This window comes from Sulfitobacter albidus (genome assembly GCF_018200035.1).
GTDB lineage: Bacteria > Pseudomonadota > Alphaproteobacteria > Rhodobacterales > Rhodobacteraceae > Sulfitobacter > Sulfitobacter albidus.
This window is the reverse complement of sequence record NZ_CP073581.1, coordinates 202,696-226,848: the sequence shown is the minus strand read 5'-3', so window position 1 is coordinate 226,848 and position 24,153 is coordinate 202,696. Positions and strand designations below refer to the sequence as shown.

Here is a 24,153-nt window from a genome sequence, read left to right as displayed (position 1 = left end):
GCGTATCTGACCTAACTCAGCGCCATGGGTCAACACCTATGTCCTAACGGGCAGCCGTCATCGTTCCAGATACCCCAGCAGGCGGTTCTCCACCGCCCGCAATCCCGAGCGTCCGGCGTCAAAGCCTTCGAGCGCGTCTGCCCCGGCCAGATCCACCACATCGGGGTGGATATAGCTGTTGCGCGCGATCGTGGCTGTGTTGCTCAGGCGCTCCGCCGCGGCCTCGGCCATGTCCTTGATCGTGGCGCCACCGCGTTCGGCCACGCCAAAGGCGGCAACGGTGCCGGTCCATGTGCGAAACGTCTTGGCCGTGATGGTGCTCTCCTCGCTCCCCGCAGCCTCCGCGATGTATGCGTTGAGCGCCTGCGCGCTCAGCGTATGCACCGCGCCGCCGTCTGACCAGGTCAACAGTTCGGCACCGGGCAGATCGCCCACGCGGTGCAAGACCTTTGCCAGCGTCCGGTCGCGCAGGCTACGGCGTACTTTCTTGCCACCCTTGGCGGTATAGCGCAGGCGAATGGTGTTCCCTTCCAGCGACACGTGACGACGCCGCAGGGTCAGGGCACCATAGCTGCCGTTCTCTCGGGTGTAATCGGGATCACCGACGCGGATGGCACTGCGGTCGATGAGGGTGACCGCGGCAGCGAGGGCAAATGCCTTCTCCCCCGGCTCTTCCTTCAGGTCGCGCGCCACACGGGCACGCAGCCGCGGCAGATGCATGCCAAAATCGCTCAACCCGTCGAATTTGGTGCGCGCCTGCGCCTCGGCCCATGCCTCGTGATAGCGATACTGCTTGCGCGACCGTGCGTCGCGCCCCGTCGCCTGGAGATGCCCGTTTTCGAGCGGCGACATCCAGACGTCCTCATAGGCTGGAGGCACCGCCAGTGCCTCCAGCCGCTTGCGCTCTGGTCCACGGGCGATGGTCGTCCCGTCGGGCGCCACATAGGTGAAACCGCGCCCGCGGCGGCGCCGGGCAATGCCGGGCCTGTCATCGCTGTAGTAGACCAGATCGACGTTCACGCCGCGCGCACCTCCGACGACAGCTTGAGCACCTCATCCCCGTCCTCCTGTTCGATGAACAATGCCGGATCGTCGTCGGATCCGTCGCGGGTCACTTCACTGCCCTTGATCTTACGGGTGATTTTTTGGGTGTAGGTCTTTTGCACCTCGCCTGTGCCGGTGCCGTTGCCCCAATCCCATTCCACCTTGTCGCCTACGTTGTAATCGGCCATGGCCATACTCCTTTTCGGTCCTGCCAAGCAAACCACCCCGAACCGCGTTCGGTTCCCCCCGTTGTGCGCGTGAGGTCAAGCAGGTACACCCCCAGCGACCGCGTTCAAATCACAGGTGCCCCATGTCCAGCCCGCTCCCGATCAAAATCGCCCCCTCCATCCTCGCCGCTGATTTTGCGAATTTCGGCGCCGAATGTGCCGCGGTCGAGGCACAGGGCGCCGATTGGATCCACGTCGATGTGATGGACGGGCATTTCGTGCCCAACATCACCTTCGGCGCCGCGACCTGTGCGGCGATCCGCCCGCATATCAAGGGCGTGATGGACGTGCATCTGATGATCTCGCCCGTCGATGCCTATATCGAGGATTTCGCAAAGGCCGGCGCCGATGTCATCACCGCCCATATCGAGGCCGGGCCGCATATCCACCGCACCCTGCAAGCGATTCGCGGGGCCGGCGCCAAGGCGGGCGTCGCGCTGAACCCCGGCACACCTGCGCAGGCGGTAGCCGAGCTGCTGGACCTGACCGATCTGATTTGCGTGATGACCGTGAACCCCGGCTTTGGCGGACAGAAATTCATCGACATGAGCGCAAAGATCCGCACCTTGCGTGACATGATCGGCGACCGCCCCATCCACATCGAAATCGACGGTGGTGTGGACCCGACCACCGCCCCCATCGTCGCCGAGGCAGGCGCCGATGTTCTGGTTGCGGGTTCTGCGGTTTTCCGGGGCGGAACGGTCAGCGATCCCGCGCCCTATGGCGCCAACATTCGCGCCATTCGCGCCGCCGCCGAGGGTGTGTGGACCTGAGCGACCCCAATCGCGGCTCAGGGCAGCTCGTCTGCGAAAGCCTCGATCATCTTGTGCTTGAGCAGCTTGCCGGTAGGCGCGGCAGGCAGGCTTGTGGCCAAAACGATATGCTTGGGTCTTTTGTAGGCCGCCAGCCGCTCTTTCACGAAGGCGCGCAGATCGTCCAGCTGCGGCGCGTCCCCCTCGGCGACTTGCACAAAGGCCAGCACCTCTTCGTCCCCGTCCTTGGTGCGCCCGACCACCGCAGACTGGATCACCTGCGGATGATCGTTCAGCGCCGCCTCCACTTCCGGTGGGTAGACGTTGAAACCGCCGTGGATAATCAACTCTTTTGACCGCCCGAGGATGTGCAGATTGCCATTCTCGTCGATCTTGCCCAGATCGCCCGTGCGCAGCCAGCCGTCGGCGCCCAGCGCCTTGGCGGTCTCGGCCTCGTTGCGGAAATAGCCCTTCATCACGTGGGGCCCGCGCACCAGCACCTCGCCCTCCGCCACGCCGTCGCCACCGGGGGCGGTGGCGTCGATGCTCAGCTCGGTGCCCGGCGTCGCAGGGCCGACCGAGATATCGGGCGAGCCGATGGGATTGCGCGTGGCCGACGCGCCACTCGTCGTCTCGGTCATGCCGAACCCATTTTGCAACGGCAGCTCGTAAAACCCTTCCGCCTTGCGCTTCCACGCCGGGTCCAGCGGCGCACCGCCCGATGAGACATAGCGCAGCGCGGGCGCGTTCAGCGTCGCAAGGCCCATTTCCTTGACGTACTGCATGACCAGCGCGTGCATCTGCGGCACCGCCGGGATCACCGTGACCCCACCCATCGCGGCATCGTAGAGTTTTTGCGCCGAGAAGCGCGCCTCCATCATCAGATGCGCCCCCGACAGGACACAGCCCGTCAGCACCGACACCAGTCCGAACACGTGACTGATCGGCAGCGCGCAATACACGATGTCCTCGGGCGATAATGCGCGCAATTCGCTGGACGCGGCACCGCCAAAGATCATGTTGGAATGGCGCAGCATCACCCCCTTGGGATCGCCGGTCGTGCCGGTTGTATAGAGCAGCACCGCCACGTCCTCCAGCCCGGCCTCGGGATCGGACGCGCGCTTATGCAGGGCAATCGTGCCGAACGCGCCGGTCACTTCCTTCCCGCCAAGTGCCGCGACGTGCCTTGCCGCATCGGGGGAGGCATCGACGGTGCCTACGACCACGGCGGGCGTGGCATGGCGGATCACGCGCGCCACCTCGCCCTCGGTCTGGCGGGCGTTGAAGGGGATGGCGACGGCCCCGATCTGCCACGCGCCAAACAGAACCGCCGCTGCGGTCGCGCAATTCTCGACCAGCACCAGCACGCGGTCGTTCTCAACAACGCCCGCGCCCGTCAGCACCTGCGCCATTTCATCGGCGGCCCGGTTCAGATCAGCGTAGCTCCACGCGGCGCCCGTGCTGTCGCTGATAGCGGGAGCGTCGGGGCTGCGCGCAACGGTCGCGGCAAGCATGTCTGGCAAACGATCGGTCATGGTATTTCCTTTTCAGCCGTAATTCGGCGGGCGTTTTTCGAGGAACGCGGCGATACCTTCGCCCGCTTCGGGCGCGCCGGTGGCAAAGCCCATCGCGTCGCGTTCGGTATCAAGCTGCTGTGCCTCGGTCTGGTCGTAGGCGGCGGCAACCATGCCGCGGATCATGCCCTGCGCCACGCGCGGCCCCGCCGCCAGCCGGTCGGCATAGCCGCGTGCGACGTCCATCGTGCCGCCCACATCCGTGAGCGCGTTCACCACGCCCAGATCGAACATCTTTTCGGCAAAGACGGTCTGGCCCAGCAGACACATCTCCATCGACAGCTGACGCGGCACGGCGCGCGCCAGATGGGCGGTCAGCCCGCCGTCGGGCACGAGGCCGGCCTTGACGTAGGCGGCGACAAATTTGGCGCCCTTGGCGGCCACGACGATGTCACAGGCCAGTGCAAAGCTGAGCCCGGCGCCCGCAGCCCCCCCTTCGACCGCGGCGATGATCGGCACCGGACAATTGCGCATTGCGCGCACGACGTCGTGGAGCTTTTCGATGCCGGCGCGGCGGTCTGCCTCTTCCATGCCCTGCCGCGCGATGAGAACGGTCAAATCTCCCCCGGCACAGAAAAACGGCCCCTCGGAGGTCAGGATGATCGCGCGGATGCGCGGATCAGAGGCGCGTTCACAGGCGTCGAGGATGGTCGCATACAGCTCCGGCGACAGCGCGCCACGCTTTTCGGTATTCCCGTTCCAGATAATCAGGCGATCACCCGCATCCTCAAGCCGTGCACTCATGTCAGTTTCTCCTGCGGGACGCGCTTGAACACGCCGGTTGATTTCGCGACGAGCGTTCCGTCCTCGTGGCGCAGTTCTGCGTCGATGAAAAGGATGCTGCGGCCGCCGCCGGTGATCGTTCCGGTGGCCGTCATACGCCCCGGACGGCCCGAGCCGACAAATTGCGTATTCATTGAAACGGTCAGGAACGGGGCGGTGCCGGTCGCATCCACGGTCAGCGATCCGGTGGTGCCGCTGGCATTGTCCAGCAGCGTCACCGCGATCCCGCCGTGCAGCGCGCCGTGGCGGTTGAGGTGCTGCGGACCCACGTCGAGCCAGCAGCGCCCGTGCGCCGGATCGGACACGTCAACGACGTATCCGACCAGCGTTTGCGTACCCGTCTCATCGCGGATGAGGTGGGCCTCGTCAGGCAGCGGAGAGCGCAATGAATCGCTCCAGATGATGATCGACATCGCCAAAACGGTGGTCGGCCATGACGATACGCTTGGCGATATGCGCAAGCTCGTATTCCTGCGTCATCGCGATACCACCGTGCAGCTGGATCGATTCCTCGCCCACCAGACGGCCCACGCGGCCGATCAGGTTCTTGGTGGCCGAGATGTTCAGCTCGCGTTCCTTGCGGTCCGCGTGCAGGTGCCCTGCGGCGAGGATCACGGCAGACCGGGCCTGCTCCATCTCGATCAACAGATCGGAGAAGCGATGCGCCAGCGCCTGAAAGGTCGCGATGGGACGGCCGAATTGCTTGCGTTGCAGCATGTAGTCCTTGGTCAGCGTGCAGGCGGTTTCCATCGCGCCCAGCGTCTCGGCGGTGGAGGCGACATTGGCGTAGGCCGTGCGCGTCTCGATCGCGTCGAACGCCTTGCCGGCCGCGCCCAGACGGGCGGAGGCGGGCACGGTCACGTCATCGAAGGTCACCTCAGCCGCGCGCCCCCCGGCCAGCAGGGCATAACCCTGAACGGTCAGCCCCTTGGCGTCCTTGGGCACGAGGAACAGCGAAATCCCCTCGGCGTCCCACTGATCGCCGCTTTCGCGGGCCGAGACGACCAGATGATCGGCATTCTCGGCGTTGACCACGACCGATTTGCGGCCCGAAATCACGATCTCATCGCCCTTTTCGGTGGCGGAGGTGTTCACGCGGGTCAGATCATAGCGGCTGTTGGCCTCGCCATGGGCGAAGGCCAGTTGCACCGTGCCGCCGATGATCTCTTCGATCAGGCCAAGTTGGTCATCGGTGCCCAGATCGGCCACCAGCCCTCCGGCCAGCACTGCCGTATCCAGGAACGGCTCAACCACGCCCGCGCGGCCCAGCTCTTCGAACACCACAGCGATGTCGAACCCCTTGCCGCCAAAGCCGCCCTGCTCTTCGGTAAAGAGCGCGCCAATGACGCCAAGCTCGGCCAGCTCGTTCCAGATGTCCGCACTCATGCCGGTATCGGAGGCGAGGATCTTGTTGCGGGTTTCGGTATCGTAGCGGTCGCGCAGGAAACGCCGCAGCGTATCCTGCAACATTTGCCGTTCTTCTGTCAGATCAAAATTCATGGATCAGCTTCCCATCGTTACTTTGGCAATGATGCCGCGCTGGATCTCGTTGGACCCCCCAAAGATCGACAGCTTGCGATTGTTGAAATACTTGGCAGCGACGGGCCCTGCGCCAAACGGATCGGGCAGCACTTCGTTCGTGCCCTCGACCGCCTCTGACGAAAACGGCATGGCGAACACCCCCGCCGCACGGCGCGCGAGATCGTTGATTTCCTGCCGGATGATCGTGCCCTTGACCTTGAGCATAGAGGATTCCACCCCCGGCGCGGTGCCTGCGGCGGCTTTGGAGACGATGCGCATGTTGGTCGTGCTCATCGCCATCAGGTCGATTTCCACCTGTGCGACACGCGCGGCGAAATGCGGGTTTTCGATCAGCGGTTTGCCGTTAGCCATCTCCTGACGCGCCAGACGCTTGACCGCCTTCAGCCCGGCCTGAGAAAAACCAACGCCCGCGATGTTGGTGCGCTCGTGCGTCAGCAGATATTTGGCGTAGGTCCAGCCCTTGTTCTCTTCACCAACAAGGTTTTCCACAGGCACTTCGCAATCGGTAAACCAAACCTCGTTCACCTCATGAGTGCCGTCGAGCAGGATGATCGGGCGCACTTCGACGCCGGGCGTTTCCATGTCGATCAGCAGGAAGGAGATGCCTTCCTGACTTTTTACGGTCTTGTCGGTGCGCACGAGGCAGAAGATCATGTTGGCGTGCTGGCCCAGCGTGGTCCATGTCTTTTGACCATTCACGACGTAATGCGTGCCCGCGTCATTCAGCACCGCCTCGCATTTGAGCGAGGCAAGGTCAGATCCCGCGCCCGGCTCTGAGTACCCCTGACACCACCAGTCGTCACCGTTGAGGATGCGCGGCAGCCAATAGTCCTGCTGCTCCTTGGAGCCGAATTTTTGCAACACGGGCGCCAGCATCCCCAGACCAAAGGGCACGATGCGCGGGGCCGAAGCCGCGGCGGCCTCTTCCTCAAAGATGTGCTTTTGCACGGCGTTCCATTCGGCCCCGCCGAATTTCTTGGGCCAGTTCGGCGCCAGCCAGCCCTTTTCGTTGAGCGTCGCGTGCCAGCCTTCCATATCCGCCTTGGTCAGCTCTCCATCGCCTTTGACCTTGGCCTTGAGGTCGGGGGTGACTTTCTCGGCCAGAAACGCGCGCACTTCGTCGCGGAAGGCTTTTTCTTCGTCGGAATAGCTCAGGTCCATTGGATGTTCCTTTCAGGTGCGCGCGGCTCAGCCTGCGCGGTTCAAATCATCAAAGCTGCGGCCCTCGGCCACCAGCTGTTTCAGTAAGGGCGCGGGCTGCCAGAACCACGCGTCCTCCTTGGCAAAGCGCTCGATATCGGCCAGCACGCTGTCCAGCCCGGCGATATCGGCCCATTTCATCGGCCCGCCCCAGTAGCGCGGGAAACCGTAGCCAAAGAGCAGCGTCATATCGACGTCCAGCGGACGTTTCGCGATACCCTCTTCGACCACGCGGGCGCCTTCGTTCACCATGGCACACATGTAGCGTCTGACAATCTCGGCATCGGTGAAATCACGCGGCGTAATTCCCAGATCGCGCTGTTCTGCCGCAACCAATTCCGCGATTTTCGGGTTCGGCGTGCCGCCGCGCTTGCCCGCCTCATAGATGTAGTAGCCCTCGCCGGTTTTCTGGCCGAAATGCCCCTGCTCGCACAGGCGGTCGATATAGGTCGGCACGCGCTCTTCGGGGTGACGGTCGGGCGCCTTGCGCTTGCGTGTGGCCCAGCCGATGTCGAGGCCCGCCAGATCGGCCACCGCAAACGGCCCCATGGCAAAGCCGAAATCGGTCAGAGCCTTGTCGATCTGGTAGGGCGATGCCCCATCCAGCACCATGTGGTCCGCCGCCGTGCGGTAAACCGCAAGGATACGGTTGCCGATGAACCCATCGCAGACCCCTGCACGGACCGAGATCTTGCCCAGCATCTTGCCAAGCGCAAAGCCGGTCGCGACCACGTCCGGCGCGGTGGCATCGGCCACAACCACTTCGAGCAGTTTCATCACATGCGCGGGGGAAAAGAAATGCAGCCCGATCACATCATCGGGGCGTTTGGTGCTTGCCGCGATTTCGTTGACGTCCAGATAAGAGGTGTTGGTCGCCAGCACGCAGCCCGGTTTGCACACCGCGTCAAGCTTGCCGAACACCTGTTTCTTGACGTCCATATCCTCGAACACCGCCTCGACCACCAGATCGACATCGCTGAGAGTGTCGTAGTTTGTGGCCACCGTCAGTGCCTGCGTGGTCAGCGCGTCGAACTGCGCCTGAGTGATCTTGCCGCGTTTCAACGCGCCTTGCAGGTTGCCGGTGATCCGGTCGCGCGCGGCCTCGACGGCCTCTTCGGTCATCTCGATCAGGGTGACGTTCAGCCGGGCCAACAGCGCGGCGGTGGCGATGCCCGCCCCCATGGTACCGCCGCCAATCACGCCGATGGATTGCAGCGCGCGCGGCTCAACGCCCTTAAGCTCGGGCAGGTTGCTCACCGCACGCTCGTTGAAGAACGCGTGGATCAGCCCCTTGCGCTGGTCGGTGCCCATCAGCTCCATGAACAGATCCCGCTCGCGGGTCATGCCGTCGTCGAACGAAAGCTCTGAGGCGGCCTGTACCGCGCGCACGGCTGTGGCCGGGCTGATTTGCCCACGACCCTTTTTCAGCACCGCGTCATAGGTTGCATCCCAATCGATCGCCTCGGCCGGGGGCATGGCGGAGACGGGGCGCGGGCCTGCGCCCTTGCTCAACAGATCCTGCGCGTAGGCGATGCCGATCTCCTGGCTGTCACCGTCCTCGATCCGGTCGATGATGCCCAGCTCCAGCGCCTCGGGCGCCTTGATGTGGCGGCCCGTCGTGATCGCCTCCACCGCCTTTTCGGCACCGGTCAGACGGGGCAGGCGTTGCGTGCCACCGGCACCGGGGATCAGACCCAGATGCACCTCGGGCAGGCCCACACGGGCGGAGGGCTGCGCCACGCGGTAGTGACAGCCCAGCGCCACCTCAAGCCCGCCACCCAGCGATACGCCGTGCATCGCGGCGACGACCAATTTTGGCGACGCCTCGATCCGAGTGCAAAGCTCTGGCAGATGCGGCTGCATCGGCGGCTTGCCGAATTCCGAGATGTCGGCGCCCGCGATAAACGCGCGCCCCCCGCCGCAGATGACGATGGCGGCCACGTCCGCGTCCGCTTCGGCCCGGTCCATGCCGTCAGACAGGCCCTGACGCACGGCCTGGCTCAGCGCGTTGACGGGCGGGTTATCGATGCGCAGGACAGCGATGGCGCCGTGGGTGGAGTAGGTAACGGGGGTGGTCATAAATGGTCTCCGATAAGTCTATCCGCGCCGGGCCAGCGCGGGGGCGCGGCCGGTGCGATGTTCAAGCGCCTGCACGAGCTTGTGCAAGGCAGGGCCGACCTCGTCAGCCATACGGCTGCGCGGCAGATCGGCGGGCAAGGCGCCACAGGTAAAGGCGACGCTTTCGCCGAATTCACTGGCGTAATAGGGCACACTCACGGCATTGACGGTCGAGGCATAGCGTGTCTCCTCTGGTGCGATGGCAAAGCCGCGCCCGACAAGCTGGCTGTAGCCCTCTTGGCGGAATGCGCGCATCGCGTCGCCAGGCTCCATCGCTTCGAACCGTTCCCCATCCAGCGCGGCCAGAAAGGCCATGCCGGAGGACGAACTGGCCAATGGGATGCGGTGCCCCGGCTCCAGCCAGATGGTCGTGGCCGTGGCCGGGCGCCACGTGCGCACCAGCATCATGCGCTCGCCGTCGCGTACAGCGATCAGCGCGAGCGTGCCGGTCTCGTCCGCCAGCTGCTGCATCGGCTCATCGACCATGTCGACAAAGCTGACCGCCTGATTGGCGACCGATCCCAGCACGATGGCGGCGGGCCCAAGGCGAAACCGATCATTACGCCCGCCGTGGCTGAGATAACCCAGCTCACACAGGGTATAAGTCAGGCGGCTGATCGTGGGTTTGGGCAGGCCCGTCCTCTCGGCAATCTGCGCGTGCGTGAGGCCGTTGTCACTGGCGCGAAAGGCGCGCAGCACGCCCAGCCCCCGCGCCAGCGTATTGGCGAATTTGCGGTCTGTGCTTTGGTCCGTCATCGCGCCGCCATCGGTATCAGCAATGAAATCGCCGGAAAGGCCATGATCAGCAGCAGCACGATCACATCGACCGACAGGAACCGCGTAATCCCCGCAAAGATCTTGTCGATGGGCGCCTCACGCCCGACCACATTGGCGATGACAAAGACGTTGAGGCCGACGGGCGGTGTAATCAGCCCGATCTCAAGCAGTTTGATGACCACCACACCGAACCAGATCAGGTTCAGATCGTAGCTTTCCACCAGCGGGATCATCAGTGGCAGCGTCAGCACCATGATCCCGATGGGATCGAGGAACATGCCCAGCAGCAGATAGATCACCGCGATGCAGAGCATCAGCAAAACGACGCTCAGCTGTGCGTCAGTCACGGCCTGCACGATCACCGGGGCCACGCCAGTCAGCGCGATAAAGGCCACGAAGATCTTGGCGCAGGCGGCGATGATGAAGATGGCCGAGGTCTGCACACAGGTTTCTTTGACCGCGTCCCACAGATCGGGCAACGTCAGCTTGCGCTGCGCAAAACCGATCAATGTGGCGGCGGTGACACAGACGGCGGCGGCTTCGGTCGCGGTAAAGATACCGCCGTAGATGCCGCCGATGATGACGACAAACAGCAACACGGCGGGCCAGCTTTCGTAGGCCGCACGCCAGCGTTCGGACGCGGAATAGGTGATGTCATTCACCGGGGCGACCTCGGGGCGTCGATTGACCCAGACGGCGATCACAAGGATGAAGCCCGCCAGCGTCAGCAGCCCCGGCAGAATCCCCGCGAGAAACAGCGAGGAAATCGAGGTTTCGGTAAAGATGCCGTAGATGATGAACAAAACCGACGGCGGAATCAGCGAGCCCAGCGTGCCACCCGCCGCCACCGATGCCGTGGCAAGGCGCGGATCATAGCCCATGCGCAGCATTTCGGGCGTGCAGATCTTGCCCATGGTCGAAGCACAGGCAATCGACGAGCCGGTGATCGCGGAGAACCCGCCACACCCCATGACAGAGGCCATCGCGACCCCGCCCGGCAGGCGCGTGAGCCAGACCTTGGCCGCGTGATAAATCTTGGTCGTAATCTCGGCCTTGTAGGCGATATGCCCCAGCGCCACAAAAAGCGGGATCATCGACAGCTCGTAGCTGTGCACAAGGTCGTAGGAATTCGAGAACACCATAGACGACGTCGGCTTGATCGCGCGCTCGGGCGCCCAATCGCCGGTGCGGGTGGCGTAGATGAAGAACGCGCCGGTCGTGGCGACCGAAGCAAGGGTAAAGGCGATGGGAATACGCATCGCCAGCATGAAGATGACGGTGCCAAAGGCAATCAGGCCAATTGTTGCGGGATCCATGTTATTGGCCCTCTTTCATCAGATCGCCGGCGTGTTGCTGTTCGTCCGAGACGATCCCGCCGCGGCTGACCACGATGAGGTCACGCACAAAAAGCTCCGCCAGACGCAACCACGCTGCGCCCAGGCCCAGCACGAAAAACAGATTGCCCGGCCATTTCGGCAGATCAAGATCACCGGCAAAGAACGATCCCCGCTCGATCACCTTGATCAGCTCAAGGCACCCTTTGTAGAACAATGGCGCCAGGGCCATCATACCCACGAGGCTGCCCAGAACGATCAGCCAACTGCGGGCGCGGTCGGGGAAGCGGTCCGTCAGGAACGCGACCGAGACATGCGCACGCTGCGCCGTGGCGGCCCCCAGCGGCAGCAGGATCGCGGCGACCATAAGCTCGCGCACCATGATGACGGCGTCGGGGATGAAGGTGTTGAACACCGCGCGGGCGATCACATTAGAGGTGATCAACACGCCAAGCAGGATCACGGCAATGGCGCCCAGCGCCAGCAGGATCTTTTCGAGGGGTACCAGCACGGTCCCGACCTCCTGAAAATGAGAAAGGGGGGCCCAGCGCGCAATCGGGGCGCAGGGCGGGTGTGCCCCCGGGATCACCCCGGAGGCATCGCGGCAAGGCCGCTTAGTTCGTCGCGGCTTCCCACGGGTAGCCGTTGGTGTCGCGCTCTTCGGTCCATTTGGCGATCAGACCGCGATACTCGTCCAGCAGCGCCTGACCTTCAAGGCCCGCACCATCGGCGGTCTCGACCCACTCGGCGAGGAATTTCTCCCCTGCGGAGACAAGCTTGGCGCGCTCTTCTTCGGGCAACTCGATGATCTCGACGCCCTGTTCCTTCATCTCGGCAATCGCCGCGTCGTTGGCGGCTGTGATCAGGCGACCGAATTCGTCGGCCATATCCATGCCCGTCTGATCAATCACTGCGCGCTGTTCATCGCTCAACCCTTCGTAGGCGTCGAGGTTCATGAAGATCCCCAGGCCGCCGACCTGACCCCAGTTGAGCAGCGTGTAGCTGTCCATCACCTCGGCCTGCTTCAGCGCCGCAACGGCATAGCTGTAACCCTGCGAGCAATCGATCAGCCCGGTGTCGAGGCCCTGATAGGCGTCATAAATCGACATGGAGACAAGGTTTGCGCCCTCTTCGCCCATGACCTTGCCGTAGGCGCCCACGCCACGCACCTTTTTGCCCGCGATGTCTGCGGCGGTACGGATCTCGGTGCCTTTGCAGCCGATGTTCACCTGGCTGGTGGTCCAGGTGCCAATGTACTTCAGATCCCGATCGGCGAGATTGTTCTGGATCGCCTCGGACGTGCGCATCAGCTCATCCGTGGCGCGCATGCCGACCCACGCATCGGGGTTGTTGAGCGGCAGATCGGCAATGCCGTAGGTGACCATGTCCTGCGGGTAGTAGACCGCAATAACGGAGCCCATGTCGGCCACGCCGTCGGCGATCGACTGCATCGCGGCCTTCGCCTTGAACAGCGCGCCGCCCCACTGGATGTCGATCTTGATATCGCCGCCAGAGCGTTCCGCGACCTGATCCGCGTACCACTGCAACGCCTCGGCGCGCGCGCCACGGTTCGGGCCTGCCTCACCGTGGATCAGAGTAGTTTCCGCGATGCCGGCGGATGCCATCACGGACATGGCCGCGGCGAGGGTGGTCATTTTCAGAAAATTCATGTGATCTCCTCCCGAGAGATGTTTTGCATAGTAAAACTTAGTTTCACCTGTTGATGCCGGAAGCTAGGTCGCTTTGCGAAACAACGCAAGCAAAAGTTGCGCGCGGCCGTTCGGCCAGAGGAGAAGCGCCGGGCAGACATTGCAAGCATCTGATCAGACGTAATATTAATGTTTCTGCTTCAAACGGCTGCGCAGCCCTACCGCCAGAGGTTGATCTGCCAACGATTCTTCCGGCGCGGCGGAGATATCGGAGACGGCGGGACGCTGCGCACTGGACGGCGCCGCGTGGATCGGGTTCACTCACGGCAGAATCCTGGGGACAACATGCCAATACTGGACGTCAAATCGCTGAGCATCGGCTTTGGCACTGCACCCGCTGTGGTGGACGGGGTGAGCTTCTCTGTCGATCGCGGACAGACACTTGCTCTGGTTGGCGAAAGCGGTTCGGGCAAGACCTTGTCGTGCCGGGCCGGGCTGCGCCTGCTGCCGGCGGCGGCCCGCATCCTAGGCGGAACGGTGCAGTACCAACACGACGGGCAGACAATCGACGTGCTGACGGCCCCCGAACGGCAGTTGCGCCACCTGCGCGGCAACCGCATGTCGATGATCTTTCAGGAACCGATGCGCGCGCTGTCGCCCCTGCACCGCCTTGGCGATCAGGTGTCCGAAGTTCTGCACCTGCATCAGGATATCTCGGCCGCGGAAGCCAAGAAACGCGTTCTGGCGCAGTTCGAGCGTGTTGGCTTTGTCGATCCTGAGCGCGCTTGGCGCAGCTACCCGTTCGAGATGTCGGGCGGGATGCGCCAGCGCGCGATGATCGCCATGGCCATGGTCAGCAATCCCGATCTGCTCATCGCGGATGAGCCGACGACGGCGCTGGACGTGACGACACAGGCGCAGGTGCTGGGGCTGATCAAGGATCTGCAGAAGGAAACCGGCATGGCCGTGATCCTCGTGACCCATGATCTGGGCGTGGTGGCGAATATGGCCGACACGGTCGTGGTGATGAACCGGGGCCGCGTGATGGAGGCAGGAGCCGCCCGCGACGTGCTCGGCGCCCCCGCACATGGCTACACCAAAAAGCTGTTCGCCGCCGCCCCGGTCATCCCCGAAGTGGCGGGCCCCGTCCCGCCCCCGCCCGGTGATGACATCATCCTCGACATTCGCGGCGTGACCAAGAGTTTCACGATGAAGGCCGGTGGCTGGCGGGCGCCCGTCACCATCACCGCCTGCCGCGACGTCGATCTGCGCCTGCCGCGTGGCAAAACGCTGGCCGTGGTCGGCGAGAGCGGCTCTGGCAAGACGACGTGCGCGCGCGTAGCCCTTGGCGCCACGCTGCCCGATCCCGGTGGCGAGGTTCTGTTTCGCCCTGCACCGGGCGCCGATCCCATCTGCGTGCACGACATGAGCGCGCGCGTGCGCCGCCGCTTCCAGCGCGAGGCGCAGATGGTGTTTCAGGATCCCTATTCATCGCTGAGCCCGCGGATGCGCGTGCAGGACGCGCTGACCGAACCGATGGAGATCCACGGCCTTGGCAATCGGCGCGCGCGGCGCGACAAGGCGGCCGAGATGATCCGCATGGTCGGCCTCAGCCCCGATATGTTGCCGCGCTATCCGCATGCGTTTTCGGGCGGGCAGCGCCAGCGCCTGTCGATTGCCCGCGCGCTGACGCTCGACCCCAAGCTGCTGGTCTGCGATGAGCCGACCAGCGCGCTGGATGTGTCCGTGCAGGATCAGATCCTCGGCCTGCTGGAAGAAATCCGCGACCGCGCGGGCCTAAGCTATCTCTTTATCAGCCACGATCTGGCGGTCGTCTCGCGCATCGCGGACGAAGTCGCGGTGATGCGCGCAGGCGTGATCGTCGAGCAGGCCCCGCCCGAGACACTGTTTCACAACCCGCAACACCCCTATACCCGCGCGCTGATCGCCGCCCAGCCAGAGCCGGACATCACCCGGCCCATCGATCTGGATCTGGTGGCCAAGGGCGCGGGAAAGCCGCAAAGCTGGCCGGAGATGTTCCGTTTCGAGGGCGACAGCGCCCCGGCCCTGCGCGAACTTGAACCCGGACACAAGGTACGCTGCCATGCTTGAACGTTTCACACTCGCGCTCGCCGCGCTGCTGCTGGGCGCGGCCACGCTCACCGCCCAGCCAGCGGTGCAGGAATCGTCCTTCTGGGCCGAGGAGGTCAACAACGGCGATCTGCCCCCCGCCGCCGAGCGGATCCCCGATGACCCCCTGATCGTCGATCTTGAGGCGAAGGGCCGTACACTGGGCGTTCAGGGCGGCACGATCCGCACGCTGGTCTCGCGCACCAAGGACATTCGCCAGATGGTCGTCTACGGCTACGCCCGCCTTGTCGGCTATGGAGAAGATTACGCCCTGCGCCCCGATATCCTGCGCGATGTCACCGTCGAGGACGAGCGCAAATTCACCCTGCACCTGCGTCGCGGACATCGCTGGTCTGACGGGGCGCCGTTCACCTCGGCGGATTTTGAATATTGGTGGAAAAACGTGGTCGGCAACGCCGAGCTGACGCCCTCGGGCCCGCCGGAGTGGATGATCGTTGACGGCAAACTGGGCACGGTGAGCTTTCCCGATGCGCACACGGTCGTGTTCGAATGGGAAAGCGCCAATCCCGGCTTCCTGCCGCTGCTGGCCCAGGCGCGCCCGCCGTTCATCTACCGACCCGCACATTACCTCAAACAATTCCACCTCGATTTCACGGACCCCGACGCGCTGGCGCCCCTGATCCTTGAGGCGCGCGTGAAAAGCTGGGCCGCGCTGCACAACAAGGTCGACAACATGTACAAGTTCGACAACCCGGACTTGCCCACACTGCAACCCTGGCTGAACGCCACGGGCGGCAATACCTCGCGCAATGTATTCGTACGCAACCCCTATTATCACCGCATGGATACGGCGGGCACGCATCTGCCCTATGTCGATGTCGTCGTGATGACGGTGGTGGGCAGCGGCCTGATCGCGGCGAAATCCAACGCGGGCGAGGTTGAGCTTCAGGCGCGCGGCCTTGATTTCCGCAACGTGGCGATCCTGAAGAAGGGCGAGAGCGAGGGCGGCAATTACCGCACGCTGCTTTGGGGCAATGGTACGGCCAGCCAGATCGCGATCTACCCCAATCTCAACTTTGCCGATCCGGTCTGGCGCGAGGTGATGCGCGACGTGCGTTTCCGCCGCGCGCTGAGCCTTGGCATCGACCGGCGCATGATCAACCGCGCGCTGTATTTCGGCCTCGCCAACGAAGGCGGGATGAGCGCACTGCCACAAAGCCCGCTGCATGATCCCAAGGATCTGCACGCCTGGAGCGATCTGAACCTCGACCGCGCCAACGCCCTGCTGGACGACATGGGCCTGACGGAGCGAAACTCGGCAGGCCTGCGCCTGCTGCCCGACGGACGTCCCATGGAATTTGTGGTCGAGACCGCGGGCGAGCGTCAGGAAGAAGAGAACGCGCTGGCGATCATCACCGACACATGGCGCGATCTGGGCATCCGGCTGGTGATGCGCCCGCTGGATCGCGACATCCTGCGCAACCGCGTGTACGCGGGCCTGTCGATGGCTGCGGTCTGGTACGGCTGGGACAACGGGCTGCCCCGCCCCGAAACGGATCCGCAATTCGCGGCCCCCACCCAGCAGGAGTTTTTCGCCTGGCCCAAGTGGGGACAGTATTACCAGACGATGGGTGATCTGGGCGAAGAGCCCGATGATCCGCACGCCCAGCGCCTGCTCAAGCTCAATTGGGAATGGTCGCACACCGACGATACCAGCAAACGCGCCAACATCTGGGAAGAGATCCTCGATATCCACGCCGATCAGCAATACGCCATCGGCGTGCTGAACGGCGCGCCGCAACCCGTCGTCGTCTCGCGCCGTCTGCGCAATGTCCCCGAGGAAGCGATCTGGGCCTACGATCCCGGCGCGCATTTCGGTGTGCACCGCCCCGACGAGTTCTACTTCGAAGATCCGCTGCAACAGGCCGCCGCCGAATGATGTTCCTGCGCTACGCCATCTCGCGCCTTGCGACGATGCTGCTGACGTTGTGGATCGTGTCGATCCTCGTGTTCGTCATCATCAACCTGCCACCCGGCGATTACCTGAGCAATCAGATCGCCGAATTGCGCGCGACCGGACAGGCCGAAGGCGTGGCCAAGGCGGAATTCCTGCGACGTGAATACGCGCTCGACCGTCCCATCTGGGAGCAATATCTGATCTGGGTGGGCTTCGCTCCCGGTCCACAGGGATTTTCGGGCCTCATTCAGGGCAATTTCGGCTGGTCGTTCGAATTCGACCGCCCCGTGGGCGAGATCGTGGGCGACGCACTGTGGCTGACGGTGTTGATCAACCTGGCTGCGGTCCTTTTTGTCTACATGGTGGCCTTGCCACTTGGGGTGCTCGCGGCGGCCAAATCGGAAACCTGGGTCGATTACACCTCCGGCTTCATTGGCTATCTGGGGCTGGCCACGCCAAATTTCCTGCTGGCGCTGATGCTGTTCTACTACGGGCAAAAGTATTTCGACCTGCCGATCGGCGGGCTGATGGCGCCCGAATTCGAGGGCCAGCCAATGAGCTGGGACAAGGTCAAATCTATCCTCATCCACATGATCGTGCCCACGTTTGTGATCGGCACCTCCGGGGCTGCGGCAATGATGCAGCGGCTGCGCGCCAACATGCTCGACGAGCTGAGCAAACCCTACGTAGAGACAGCCATCGCCAAGGGCATGAAGCCGTCGAAAATGCTGCGCAAATATCCGCTGCGTATGGCGTTCAATCCCTTTGTTGCCGATATCGGCAATCTGCTGCCCGCGATGGTGTCCGGCTCGGTTCTGGTGTCGGTGGTGCTGGGCTTGCAGACCATCGGGCCCTACCTGCTGACCGCGCTGAAATCGCAGGACCAGTTTCTGGCCGCCTTCGTGCTGATGTTCGTGGCCCTGCTGACGCTGATCGGCACGATGATCTCTGACATGCTGCTGGTCCTGCTCGATCCCCGCATCCGCATGGGGGGCAAGAAGGCATGAGCGTGCAGCCCGACAACCGCTTCGTCGATACCGCCCCTTGGGGCGAGGACGAAAACCTCTCCGCGCCCGAGCGGGCGGAATTCGACGCGCCCAGCTATATCCTGATCTGGCGCAAGTTCCGGCGTCACAAGCTGGGGCTGATCTCGGGGCTGTTCCTGCTGATCTGCTATCTGATCCTGCCGATTGCGGGCTTTATCTCCCCCTATACCCCAAACGAGCGCAGCGCGGATCACCTGTATCACCCTCCGCAGGAGATCAACCTTTGGCACGAGGGTAAATTCATCGGCCCCTACGTCTATGCCACCACGGCGGTGGCCGATCTGGAAAACTACCGCTGGCGCTATACCGAAGACCCCAGCACGCCGATGCCGCTGGAGTTCTTTTGCGAGGGAGAGACCTATCGCCTCTTTGGCCTGATCCCGTCTGACACGCATCTTTTCTGCGCACCGCAGGGCGCGACAGTGTTCCTCTGGGGATCCGACCGATTGGGCCGCGATGTCTTCAGCCGGATCCTCTACGGCGCGCAGCTGTCGATGACCGTGGGGCTGATCGGGATCACGGTCAGCTTTGTGCTGGGGATCTTCTTTGGCGCGGTCGCGGGCTATTTCGGCGGGCGCACGGATTGGACGATCAACCGCGCGATCGAGATCCTGCGCTCGCTGCCCGAATTGCCCCTGTGGTTGGCGCTGTCGGCGGCCGTGCCGTCGAACTGGGGGCCGGTGGCGGTGTTCTTCATCATCTCGATCATCCTCGGCATCCTCGACTGGCCGGGCCTCGCGCGCGCCGTGCGGGCCAAATTCCTCAGCCTGCGCGAAGAGGAATACGTGCGCGCCGCCGAGATGATGGGCGCCAAGCCCGGCCGCGTGATCCGTCGCCACCTGCTGCCGAACTTCATGAGCCATCTGATCGCGAGCGCCACGCTGTCGATCCCCGCCATGATCCTCGGTGAGACGGCGCTCAGCTTTCTCGGCCTTGGCCTGCGCGCGCCTGCGGTCAGTTGGGGGGTCATGCTGAACGACGCGCAGAACCTCGCCAGTATCGAGATCTATCCCTGGACGGCGATCCCGATGCTGCCGATCATCGTTGTGGTGCTGGCGTTCAACTTCCTGGGCGACGGGCTGCGCGCCTCGCTGGATCCCTACCGAAGCTGACCGCCCCGCTTCATTGTGCCGAAAATACGCCGGAGAGCGCGAGAGGCAGCGACTCTCGCACGTCCGTGCAGCGCACGGACGTCAGTGATCCCCGTCGTACCATTCGGCGATCTTGACCTCGGTATCCGTGCCCACCATCCGGGCAAAGCTTTCGGGATCCTGCGTGCCGCCGTCGCGCCCGCGGAAGTGGTAGGGGTAGACATAGGTCGGTTTGAACTCCGCCACGGCAGAAGCCGCCGCGCGCGCGTCCATGGTGAACGGCAGGTTCATGCAGACAAACGCCAGATCGATATTCTGCAACGCCCGCATCTCCGGCGTGTCCTCGGTATCACCGGAGATATACATGCGGAAGCCCTCAAAGCTCAGCACATAACCGTTGTCGCGGCCCTCAGGGTGAAAGTTCAGGCGCTCCTCAGTCGTGTTGTACGCCGGGATCGCCTCGATCGAGACATCGCCAAACCCGCCGGAATCGCCATTGGCCATCTCTGTCGCCTTCGCCTGCATCGCCTCAGGCAGCATCGCAAAGACCGCCGGGTTCGCGACGATCTGCGTCTGCTCGACCACGATCCCGTCGAGCGTGGGCTGATCGTAGTGATCGCCGTGCTCGTGGGTGATCAGCACCATATCCGGTGGGGGAAAGCCGCCGTATTTATCCGACCCGCCCACCGGATCGACATAGATCACCCCTGCGGGCGTCTGCGCCACGAACGACGCGTGGCTGACCGGCGCAATCGACAGCGCACCCGCAGGCGTATCAAAGCTGTCCAGCGCATGGCCATCGGCCAGTGCCGCATAGGGGAGGATCGTAACGGCACCTGCTGCGGCAGTTCCCCCCAGAATAAATCCTCGGCGGTTTGGTATGCGTAAATCCGACATCTCTCTCTCCTCCATGGGTTTCACCCCCAAGAGGTAGCTGCCAGCCGGTGGGTTTCAATCACAACGCCGCGCGGTCAGCGATCATCCGCGCTGTCATCGCCCCACCCCGGCGCCATATCATCCTCCTGGAGAGAGGCATGGGCGGCGGCGGCCACCTCGCGACGTTGTTCGGGCGTCAGATCGGATACCTTGCCGTCGGCGAGCCGTACGGTGACCTCGCGGTGGGCAAATTTGATGTCGTTTTCCTCGAAAAGCGTGCGGATCTCTTCGTAGACGCGTTTGCGTGCAATCCACTGGTCCCCAGGCTTGGTCATGAACTTCACCCGGATGATCATCGCGCTATCCTGCATTTCGATCACACCCTGTGATTTCAGCGGCTGAATGAAATCGTCCCCGATCACCGGATCGTCAAGCAGGCGCTGGCCGAGTTTCTTGATCAGCTTGCGCACCTTTTCCACGTCGGTGTCATAGGTTACGCGCAGCGGCAGCTTCATCATCACCCAGTCGCGGCTGTAATTGGTCATCACCTGAAGCTGACCAAAGGGGATCGTGTGCAGTGCGCCCAGATGGTGGCGTAGCTGCATCGAGCGGACCGAGATCTTTTCGACCGTGCCCTTTACACCGCCCACATCGAGATACTCCCCCTTGCGGAAGGCATCGTCGAACAGAAAAAACGCGCCCGCGAATATGTCCTGCACGAGCGCCTGACTGCCAAAACCGATGGCGATGCCGACGATGCCGGCGCCGGCGAACAGGGGGCCCACGTTGATGCCCATCTCCATCAGCGCGATCAGACCGATCGAGACGACGACAACGATCAGCACGACATTGCGGAACAGGGGCAGCAGCGTGGCAAGCCGTGTGGCGGAGCTGCCGCCACCCTCATCGCCCAGTTCACCTTCCTCCTCATCCCCGACTTCTTCGGCGATCTTGTTGTCGATCCAGATGCGAAATACGTGATAAACGATGTACCCGAGAAAGATGATCACAAGGATGTCGAGGAACCGGCCGGTCGTGCTTTCGACCATGCGCGCCCCTTCGGTATCCCAGATGTAGAAAAACGCGTAGGCCCCCGCGACAAAGGCCAGGATCCCCGCGACCCGACGCGCAAGCGCCTCGAAACTGTTGAGCTCATGCGCGTGGGTTTCGAGCAGCGCGTCATCCCCAAGATCAAGCGTTTGATCCGCGTCGCGCGCGGGCTCGATGCGCGCAGCCAACGGACCGGCGGGGCTGTCGGCCTCCAGCGCGCTGTCTTCCTCGGGCTCTGGTTCGTCCTGCTCCGCCCCTTGCAGGCGCAGGGCTTCGGCATGACGCTCTGCCTCCTCGGCGGCTTCGATTTCGGCCTGGCGGGCGCGGATGGCGCGCAGCAGGCGCGCCCGGGCAAACCCGCGTTCGATCACGTAGTTGACCAAACCGTAGACGACGATGATCGAGACAAGGATGATATAGGCGCCGGCGACCAGCGGGATCTCCTCCCCCTGCTCCAGCACAAGGCCAGCCGTCAGGTCGACCCAGGCGTACAGCAGATAGACAATCGCAAAAGGCGCCCAGGCACGGGTGACAAATCGCAACGGCCAGCCGGATTCTGCGGGCTCCTTGCCGCCGCGCAGGGCGGTGTTGATCGCCCGGCGATTGACAAGGATACCCACGATGTTCAGCAGAACGATGATCGCCGACAGCAACGACGACATGAAAGCGTAGACATCGTAATTGAGCCCCAGCTCACGGATCCAGACTGTGAACAGCGTCGCGCAAAACCCCAGGCTACCCACGACCCAGAACCAGCGGTGCAGCCGCTTTGCCTCACGGTCGGTGAGCGCGGGAATGCGGTATTGGGTGAGAAACGGCGAGAAAATCATCCGCCAAAGACCAGCAATGACACGCGACAGGAAATAGGCGAGATTTATAAGTGTAATCGTGAACTGTGCGGCGCTGTCCGTGATCGGATCAAAGATCAGCGCCCCCAGCAGATAGGCCACCGCCATCGACACGAGGATCCCAAACACTCCCATGACAAACCGGAATGCCAGAAACGGCATTTTTTCGGTATAGCCCTGTGGATTTTCCATGATCCGGCTGACGACAAGCCCACGCATCAGCCGCTTACCAAAGATCTGCCGCTCGACGATGACCCCCGCCCCGAACAGCAACAGCGAATAGCCCAATATCTCGGCGTAGAGCATCAAGGTGCCGTCGGGCGACGCCGCGCGCAGGATAAAGATCACCTCTTGGATGGAGGCGGGCAGATTGCGCAACCGCTCGAACAGCGCGTCGCGCACGGCATCGGCCTGCTCTTGCACCTTCATCAGGTTCGAGCCGCCCGCCACGGGGACAGCCGCCGGTTCCACCGTCGGTGCACCGGTCTCGACAAGGCGCCCGTCGCTGTCGATCACGACCACACTGAGCCCCGCCGCCGCCGCCGCACGCACCGCGGCGGCCAGATCGCTGTCGCTTTGTCCCTCCGCGGGCTCGCCCAGAACCGAACCGAGCCCCTGCGCCTGCCCGCCTGTAGCGGTGGCAAATGCCGCAAAAAGAGCGAACAGAATCCCCACGATCATCCGGCTGAAATTCATTGCTTTGGCCCTCCGACGGCGGCACGTATCACACGGTTGTGACGCTAGGGGCGCACGCGCGCCATTGCAATCATCCTGACCGTGATCATCTGCAAGGGCATAGCCGACACATGCAGCTTTTGCATGCGCGCAAAAGCTGTGCCATAGCGTCCCGCGGGTGTCGGCGCGCGCGCCCGGAAACACGGCCGATAGCCCGAAGGGATGACACGATGACCACAGCCGCCCCCCTGCCCCCCATTGCCGTGCTTGGCCAGGGCTACGTTGGCCTGCCGCTGACGCTGGCGTTGGCCCGCGCCGGTTTCGATGTCACCGGCTTTGATATCCACGCGCCCGTAATCGACGCGCTGCGCGCCGGGCACGATCCCAGTGGCGAAATTGCGGATGCCCGTGTCGTCGACACGCGCGCGCGGTTCAGCCACGACAGCGCGGACCTCGCGGCGGCAGAGGTCTACATCATCGCTGTCCCGACCCCGATCACCGATGCCAAAGCGCCCGATCTGGGTCCGATCCTGGGCGCTTGCGCGTCGATTGCGCCGCACCTCACGCCCGGCAATCTGGTGATCCTCGAAAGCACCGTCTACCCCGGCGTGACCGAAGACGTCTGCGGCCCCGCGCTGGCAGCGGGCAGCGGCCTGATACCGGGCCGCGAGATCAAGCTCGCCTACAGCCCCGAGCGGGTGAACCCCGGCGACGCCGAACATTCGCTGGAAAACGTGATCAAGATCATTGCCGCGCAGGACGACGAAACGCTTGCAAGGGTCAAGGCGATCTATGCGCCGGTGGTCAAGGCCGGGCTGCACAGCGCGCCCTCCATCGCCACGGCCGAGGCGGCCAAGGTGATCGAGAACACGCAGCGCGACCTCAACATCGCGCTGGTCAATGAATTCGCACTTATCTTTGACCGGCTGGGCCTCGATACGCTGGACGTGCTGGAGGCGGCGGGGACCAAATGGAACTTTCTGCCGTTCAAGCCGGGCCTCGTTGGCGGGCACTGCATCGGGGTTGATCCCTATTATCTGACGTATCGCGCGGCGCAGCTGGGCTATCACCCCGAGGTAATCCTCGCCGGGCGCCGCATCAACGATCATATGGGCGCGCATATCGCCCAAAAGCTGGTCAAGACGATGCTCGCGCGCGACACGCCCGTGCGCGGCGCGCGGGTGCTGATCCTGGGCTACACGTTCAAGGAAAACTGTGCAGATACGCGCAATACCCGCGTGGCCGACATCGTGGCGGAGCTGGCCGAATACGGCGTGACCCCCGTAGTGCACGACCCATGGGTCGGGGTCGAAACCCTGCGGGATACGCACGGGCTGACCGCGACCGAAACACTCGAACAGGACGCCTATGACGCCATCATCGTGGCCGTCGGCCATAGCGCGTTCACCGAACTTGGGCCGGAGGCGATCCGGGGCTTTGGCAAACCGGGCGCGTTGGTCTATGACATCAAGGGAATACTCGGCAAATCAGGCGGCGACCTGAGGCTGTAGAATGCGAA

20 protein-coding genes are annotated in these 24,153 nt (G+C 63.6%); 6 read left to right on the top strand and 14 right to left on the bottom strand.

Annotated elements, in window-relative coordinates:
• Positions 1-57 precede the first annotated feature (57 nt).
• Entirely contained in the window at positions 58-1,020 is a 963-nt protein-coding gene (locus KDD17_RS01105; RefSeq protein ID WP_212704893.1) for a DNA topoisomerase IB, read from the bottom strand.
• Positions 1,017-1,232 (bottom strand): hypervirulence associated TUDOR domain-containing protein, encoded by a 216-nt coding sequence (locus KDD17_RS01100; RefSeq protein WP_212704892.1) that lies wholly within the window; start codon positions 1,230-1,232, stop codon positions 1,017-1,019. The genes KDD17_RS01105 and KDD17_RS01100 overlap by 4 nt, the downstream gene beginning before the upstream one ends.
• Before the next feature lie 122 nt (positions 1,233-1,354).
• On the opposite strand from KDD17_RS01100, the gene rpe reads away from it, so the two are divergent.
• On the top strand, positions 1,355-2,044 hold the full coding sequence (gene rpe, locus KDD17_RS01095) for a ribulose-phosphate 3-epimerase (RefSeq protein WP_212704891.1): 690 nt from the start codon (positions 1,355-1,357) through the stop codon (positions 2,042-2,044).
• Positions 2,045-2,061: 17 nt separating this feature from the next.
• Here the strand turns inward: rpe and KDD17_RS01090 are convergent, their stop codons facing one another.
• The 10 genes from KDD17_RS01090 to KDD17_RS01045 all read right to left on the bottom strand — a co-directional run bounded on the left by KDD17_RS01090 (position 2,062) and on the right by KDD17_RS01045 (position 13,021).
• Entirely contained in the window at positions 2,062-3,558 is a 1,497-nt protein-coding gene (locus KDD17_RS01090) for a class I adenylate-forming enzyme family protein (protein ID WP_212704890.1), read from the bottom strand.
• A 12-nt stretch (positions 3,559-3,570) separates the two neighbouring features.
• Positions 3,571-4,341, bottom strand: coding sequence for an oxepin-CoA hydrolase, alternative type (locus tag KDD17_RS01085; RefSeq protein WP_212704889.1), 771 nt, complete (start codon positions 4,339-4,341; stop codon positions 3,571-3,573).
• Complete coding sequence (locus KDD17_RS01080; protein WP_212704888.1) at positions 4,338-4,793, bottom strand: PaaI family thioesterase; 456 nt, start codon at positions 4,791-4,793, stop codon at positions 4,338-4,340. The genes KDD17_RS01085 and KDD17_RS01080 overlap by 4 nt, the downstream gene beginning before the upstream one ends.
• Positions 4,747-5,880 carry an acyl-CoA dehydrogenase family protein gene (locus KDD17_RS01075; protein ID WP_212704887.1) on the bottom strand — a complete coding sequence of 378 codons (1,134 nt, stop codon included), beginning with the start codon at positions 5,878-5,880 and terminating at the stop codon, positions 4,747-4,749. The genes KDD17_RS01080 and KDD17_RS01075 overlap by 47 nt, the downstream gene beginning before the upstream one ends.
• 3 nt (positions 5,881-5,883) lie before the next feature.
• Complete coding sequence (locus KDD17_RS01070) at positions 5,884-7,083, bottom strand: acyl-CoA dehydrogenase family protein (RefSeq protein WP_212704886.1); 1,200 nt, start codon at positions 7,081-7,083, stop codon at positions 5,884-5,886.
• 27 nt (positions 7,084-7,110) lie between these two features.
• Complete coding sequence (locus KDD17_RS01065) at positions 7,111-9,201, bottom strand: 3-hydroxyacyl-CoA dehydrogenase NAD-binding domain-containing protein (protein WP_212704885.1); 2,091 nt, start codon at positions 9,199-9,201, stop codon at positions 7,111-7,113.
• A gap of 18 nt (positions 9,202-9,219) precedes the next feature.
• Entirely contained in the window at positions 9,220-9,996 is a 777-nt protein-coding gene (locus KDD17_RS01060; RefSeq protein ID WP_212704884.1) for an IclR family transcriptional regulator, read from the bottom strand.
• On the bottom strand, positions 9,993-11,333 hold the full coding sequence (locus KDD17_RS01055) for a TRAP transporter large permease (RefSeq protein ID WP_212704883.1): 1,341 nt from the start codon (positions 11,331-11,333) through the stop codon (positions 9,993-9,995). The genes KDD17_RS01060 and KDD17_RS01055 overlap by 4 nt, the downstream gene beginning before the upstream one ends.
• A gap of 1 nt (position 11,334) precedes the next feature.
• Positions 11,335-11,862, bottom strand: coding sequence for a TRAP transporter small permease (locus KDD17_RS01050; protein WP_212704882.1), 528 nt, complete (start codon positions 11,860-11,862; stop codon positions 11,335-11,337).
• A 103-nt stretch (positions 11,863-11,965) separates the two neighbouring features.
• Positions 11,966-13,021: a C4-dicarboxylate TRAP transporter substrate-binding protein gene (locus KDD17_RS01045; protein ID WP_254796846.1), complete on the bottom strand. Its 1,056-nt coding sequence runs from the start codon at positions 13,019-13,021 to the stop codon at positions 11,966-11,968.
• Positions 13,022-13,345: 324 nt separating this feature from the next.
• Between KDD17_RS01045 and KDD17_RS01040 the strand changes: the two genes are divergently transcribed.
• From KDD17_RS01040 to KDD17_RS01025, 4 genes are read left to right on the top strand one after another with little or no spacing between them, the layout of a single operon-like run.
• Positions 13,346-15,112 (top strand): ABC transporter ATP-binding protein, encoded by a 1,767-nt coding sequence (locus tag KDD17_RS01040; RefSeq protein WP_212704881.1) that lies wholly within the window; start codon positions 13,346-13,348, stop codon positions 15,110-15,112.
• A complete protein-coding gene (locus KDD17_RS01035) occupies positions 15,105-17,030 on the top strand; it encodes an ABC transporter substrate-binding protein (RefSeq protein WP_212704880.1) in 1,926 nt (641 codons plus the stop codon). The genes KDD17_RS01040 and KDD17_RS01035 overlap by 8 nt, the downstream gene beginning before the upstream one ends.
• On the top strand, positions 17,027-18,055 hold the full coding sequence (locus tag KDD17_RS01030; protein ID WP_212704879.1) for an ABC transporter permease: 1,029 nt from the start codon (positions 17,027-17,029) through the stop codon (positions 18,053-18,055). Before KDD17_RS01035 ends, KDD17_RS01030 begins: the two co-directional genes overlap by 4 nt.
• Entirely contained in the window at positions 18,052-19,206 is a 1,155-nt protein-coding gene (locus tag KDD17_RS01025) for an ABC transporter permease (RefSeq protein WP_212704878.1), read from the top strand. The genes KDD17_RS01030 and KDD17_RS01025 overlap by 4 nt, the downstream gene beginning before the upstream one ends.
• 81 nt (positions 19,207-19,287) lie before the next feature.
• Here KDD17_RS01025 and KDD17_RS01020 read toward each other — a convergent pair whose 3' ends face one another.
• Complete coding sequence (locus KDD17_RS01020; RefSeq protein WP_212704877.1) at positions 19,288-20,082, bottom strand: MBL fold metallo-hydrolase; 795 nt, start codon at positions 20,080-20,082, stop codon at positions 19,288-19,290.
• Between the two features lie 74 nt (positions 20,083-20,156).
• Positions 20,157-22,655, bottom strand: coding sequence for a mechanosensitive ion channel family protein (locus tag KDD17_RS01015; protein ID WP_254796845.1), 2,499 nt, complete (start codon positions 22,653-22,655; stop codon positions 20,157-20,159).
• 209 nt (positions 22,656-22,864) lie between these two features.
• Between KDD17_RS01015 and KDD17_RS01010 the strand changes: the two genes are divergently transcribed.
• A complete protein-coding gene (locus KDD17_RS01010) occupies positions 22,865-24,145 on the top strand; it encodes a nucleotide sugar dehydrogenase (protein ID WP_212704876.1) in 1,281 nt (426 codons plus the stop codon).
• Positions 24,146-24,153 lie beyond the last annotated feature (8 nt).

Excerpts from the sequence above, each read along its gene's own strand:
- KDD17_RS01035 (WP_212704880.1), top strand. The coding sequence starts at position 15,105 with ATGCTTGAACGTTTCACACTCGCGCTCGCCGCGCTGCTGCTGGGCGCG.
- KDD17_RS01015 (WP_254796845.1), bottom strand. The coding sequence starts at position 22,655 with ATGAATTTCAGCCGGATGATCGTGGGGATTCTGTTCGCTCTTTTTGCG.
- KDD17_RS01040 (WP_212704881.1), top strand. The coding sequence starts at position 13,346 with ATGCCAATACTGGACGTCAAATCGCTGAGCATCGGCTTTGGCACTGCA.
- KDD17_RS01075 (WP_212704887.1), bottom strand. The coding sequence starts at position 5,880 with ATGAATTTTGATCTGACAGAAGAACGGCAAATGTTGCAGGATACGCTG.
- KDD17_RS01055 (WP_212704883.1), bottom strand. The coding sequence starts at position 11,333 with ATGGATCCCGCAACAATTGGCCTGATTGCCTTTGGCACCGTCATCTTC.
- KDD17_RS01060 (WP_212704884.1), bottom strand. The coding sequence starts at position 9,996 with ATGACGGACCAAAGCACAGACCGCAAATTCGCCAATACGCTGGCGCGG.
- KDD17_RS01100 (WP_212704892.1), bottom strand. The coding sequence starts at position 1,232 with ATGGCCGATTACAACGTAGGCGACAAGGTGGAATGGGATTGGGGCAAC.
- KDD17_RS01065 (WP_212704885.1), bottom strand. The coding sequence starts at position 9,201 with ATGACCACCCCCGTTACCTACTCCACCCACGGCGCCATCGCTGTCCTG.
- rpe (WP_212704891.1), top strand. The coding sequence starts at position 1,355 with ATGTCCAGCCCGCTCCCGATCAAAATCGCCCCCTCCATCCTCGCCGCT.
- KDD17_RS01030 (WP_212704879.1), top strand. The coding sequence starts at position 17,027 with ATGATGTTCCTGCGCTACGCCATCTCGCGCCTTGCGACGATGCTGCTG.
- KDD17_RS01090 (WP_212704890.1), bottom strand. The coding sequence starts at position 3,558 with ATGACCGATCGTTTGCCAGACATGCTTGCCGCGACCGTTGCGCGCAGC.
- KDD17_RS01020 (WP_212704877.1), bottom strand. The coding sequence starts at position 20,082 with ATGTCGGATTTACGCATACCAAACCGCCGAGGATTTATTCTGGGGGGA.
- KDD17_RS01070 (WP_212704886.1), bottom strand. The coding sequence starts at position 7,083 with ATGGACCTGAGCTATTCCGACGAAGAAAAAGCCTTCCGCGACGAAGTG.
- KDD17_RS01085 (WP_212704889.1), bottom strand. The coding sequence starts at position 4,341 with ATGAGTGCACGGCTTGAGGATGCGGGTGATCGCCTGATTATCTGGAAC.
- KDD17_RS01010 (WP_212704876.1), top strand. The coding sequence starts at position 22,865 with ATGACCACAGCCGCCCCCCTGCCCCCCATTGCCGTGCTTGGCCAGGGC.
- KDD17_RS01025 (WP_212704878.1), top strand. The coding sequence starts at position 18,052 with ATGAGCGTGCAGCCCGACAACCGCTTCGTCGATACCGCCCCTTGGGGC.
- KDD17_RS01045 (WP_254796846.1), bottom strand. The coding sequence starts at position 13,021 with ATGAATTTTCTGAAAATGACCACCCTCGCCGCGGCCATGTCCGTGATG.
- KDD17_RS01080 (WP_212704888.1), bottom strand. The coding sequence starts at position 4,793 with ATGTCGATCATCATCTGGAGCGATTCATTGCGCTCTCCGCTGCCTGAC.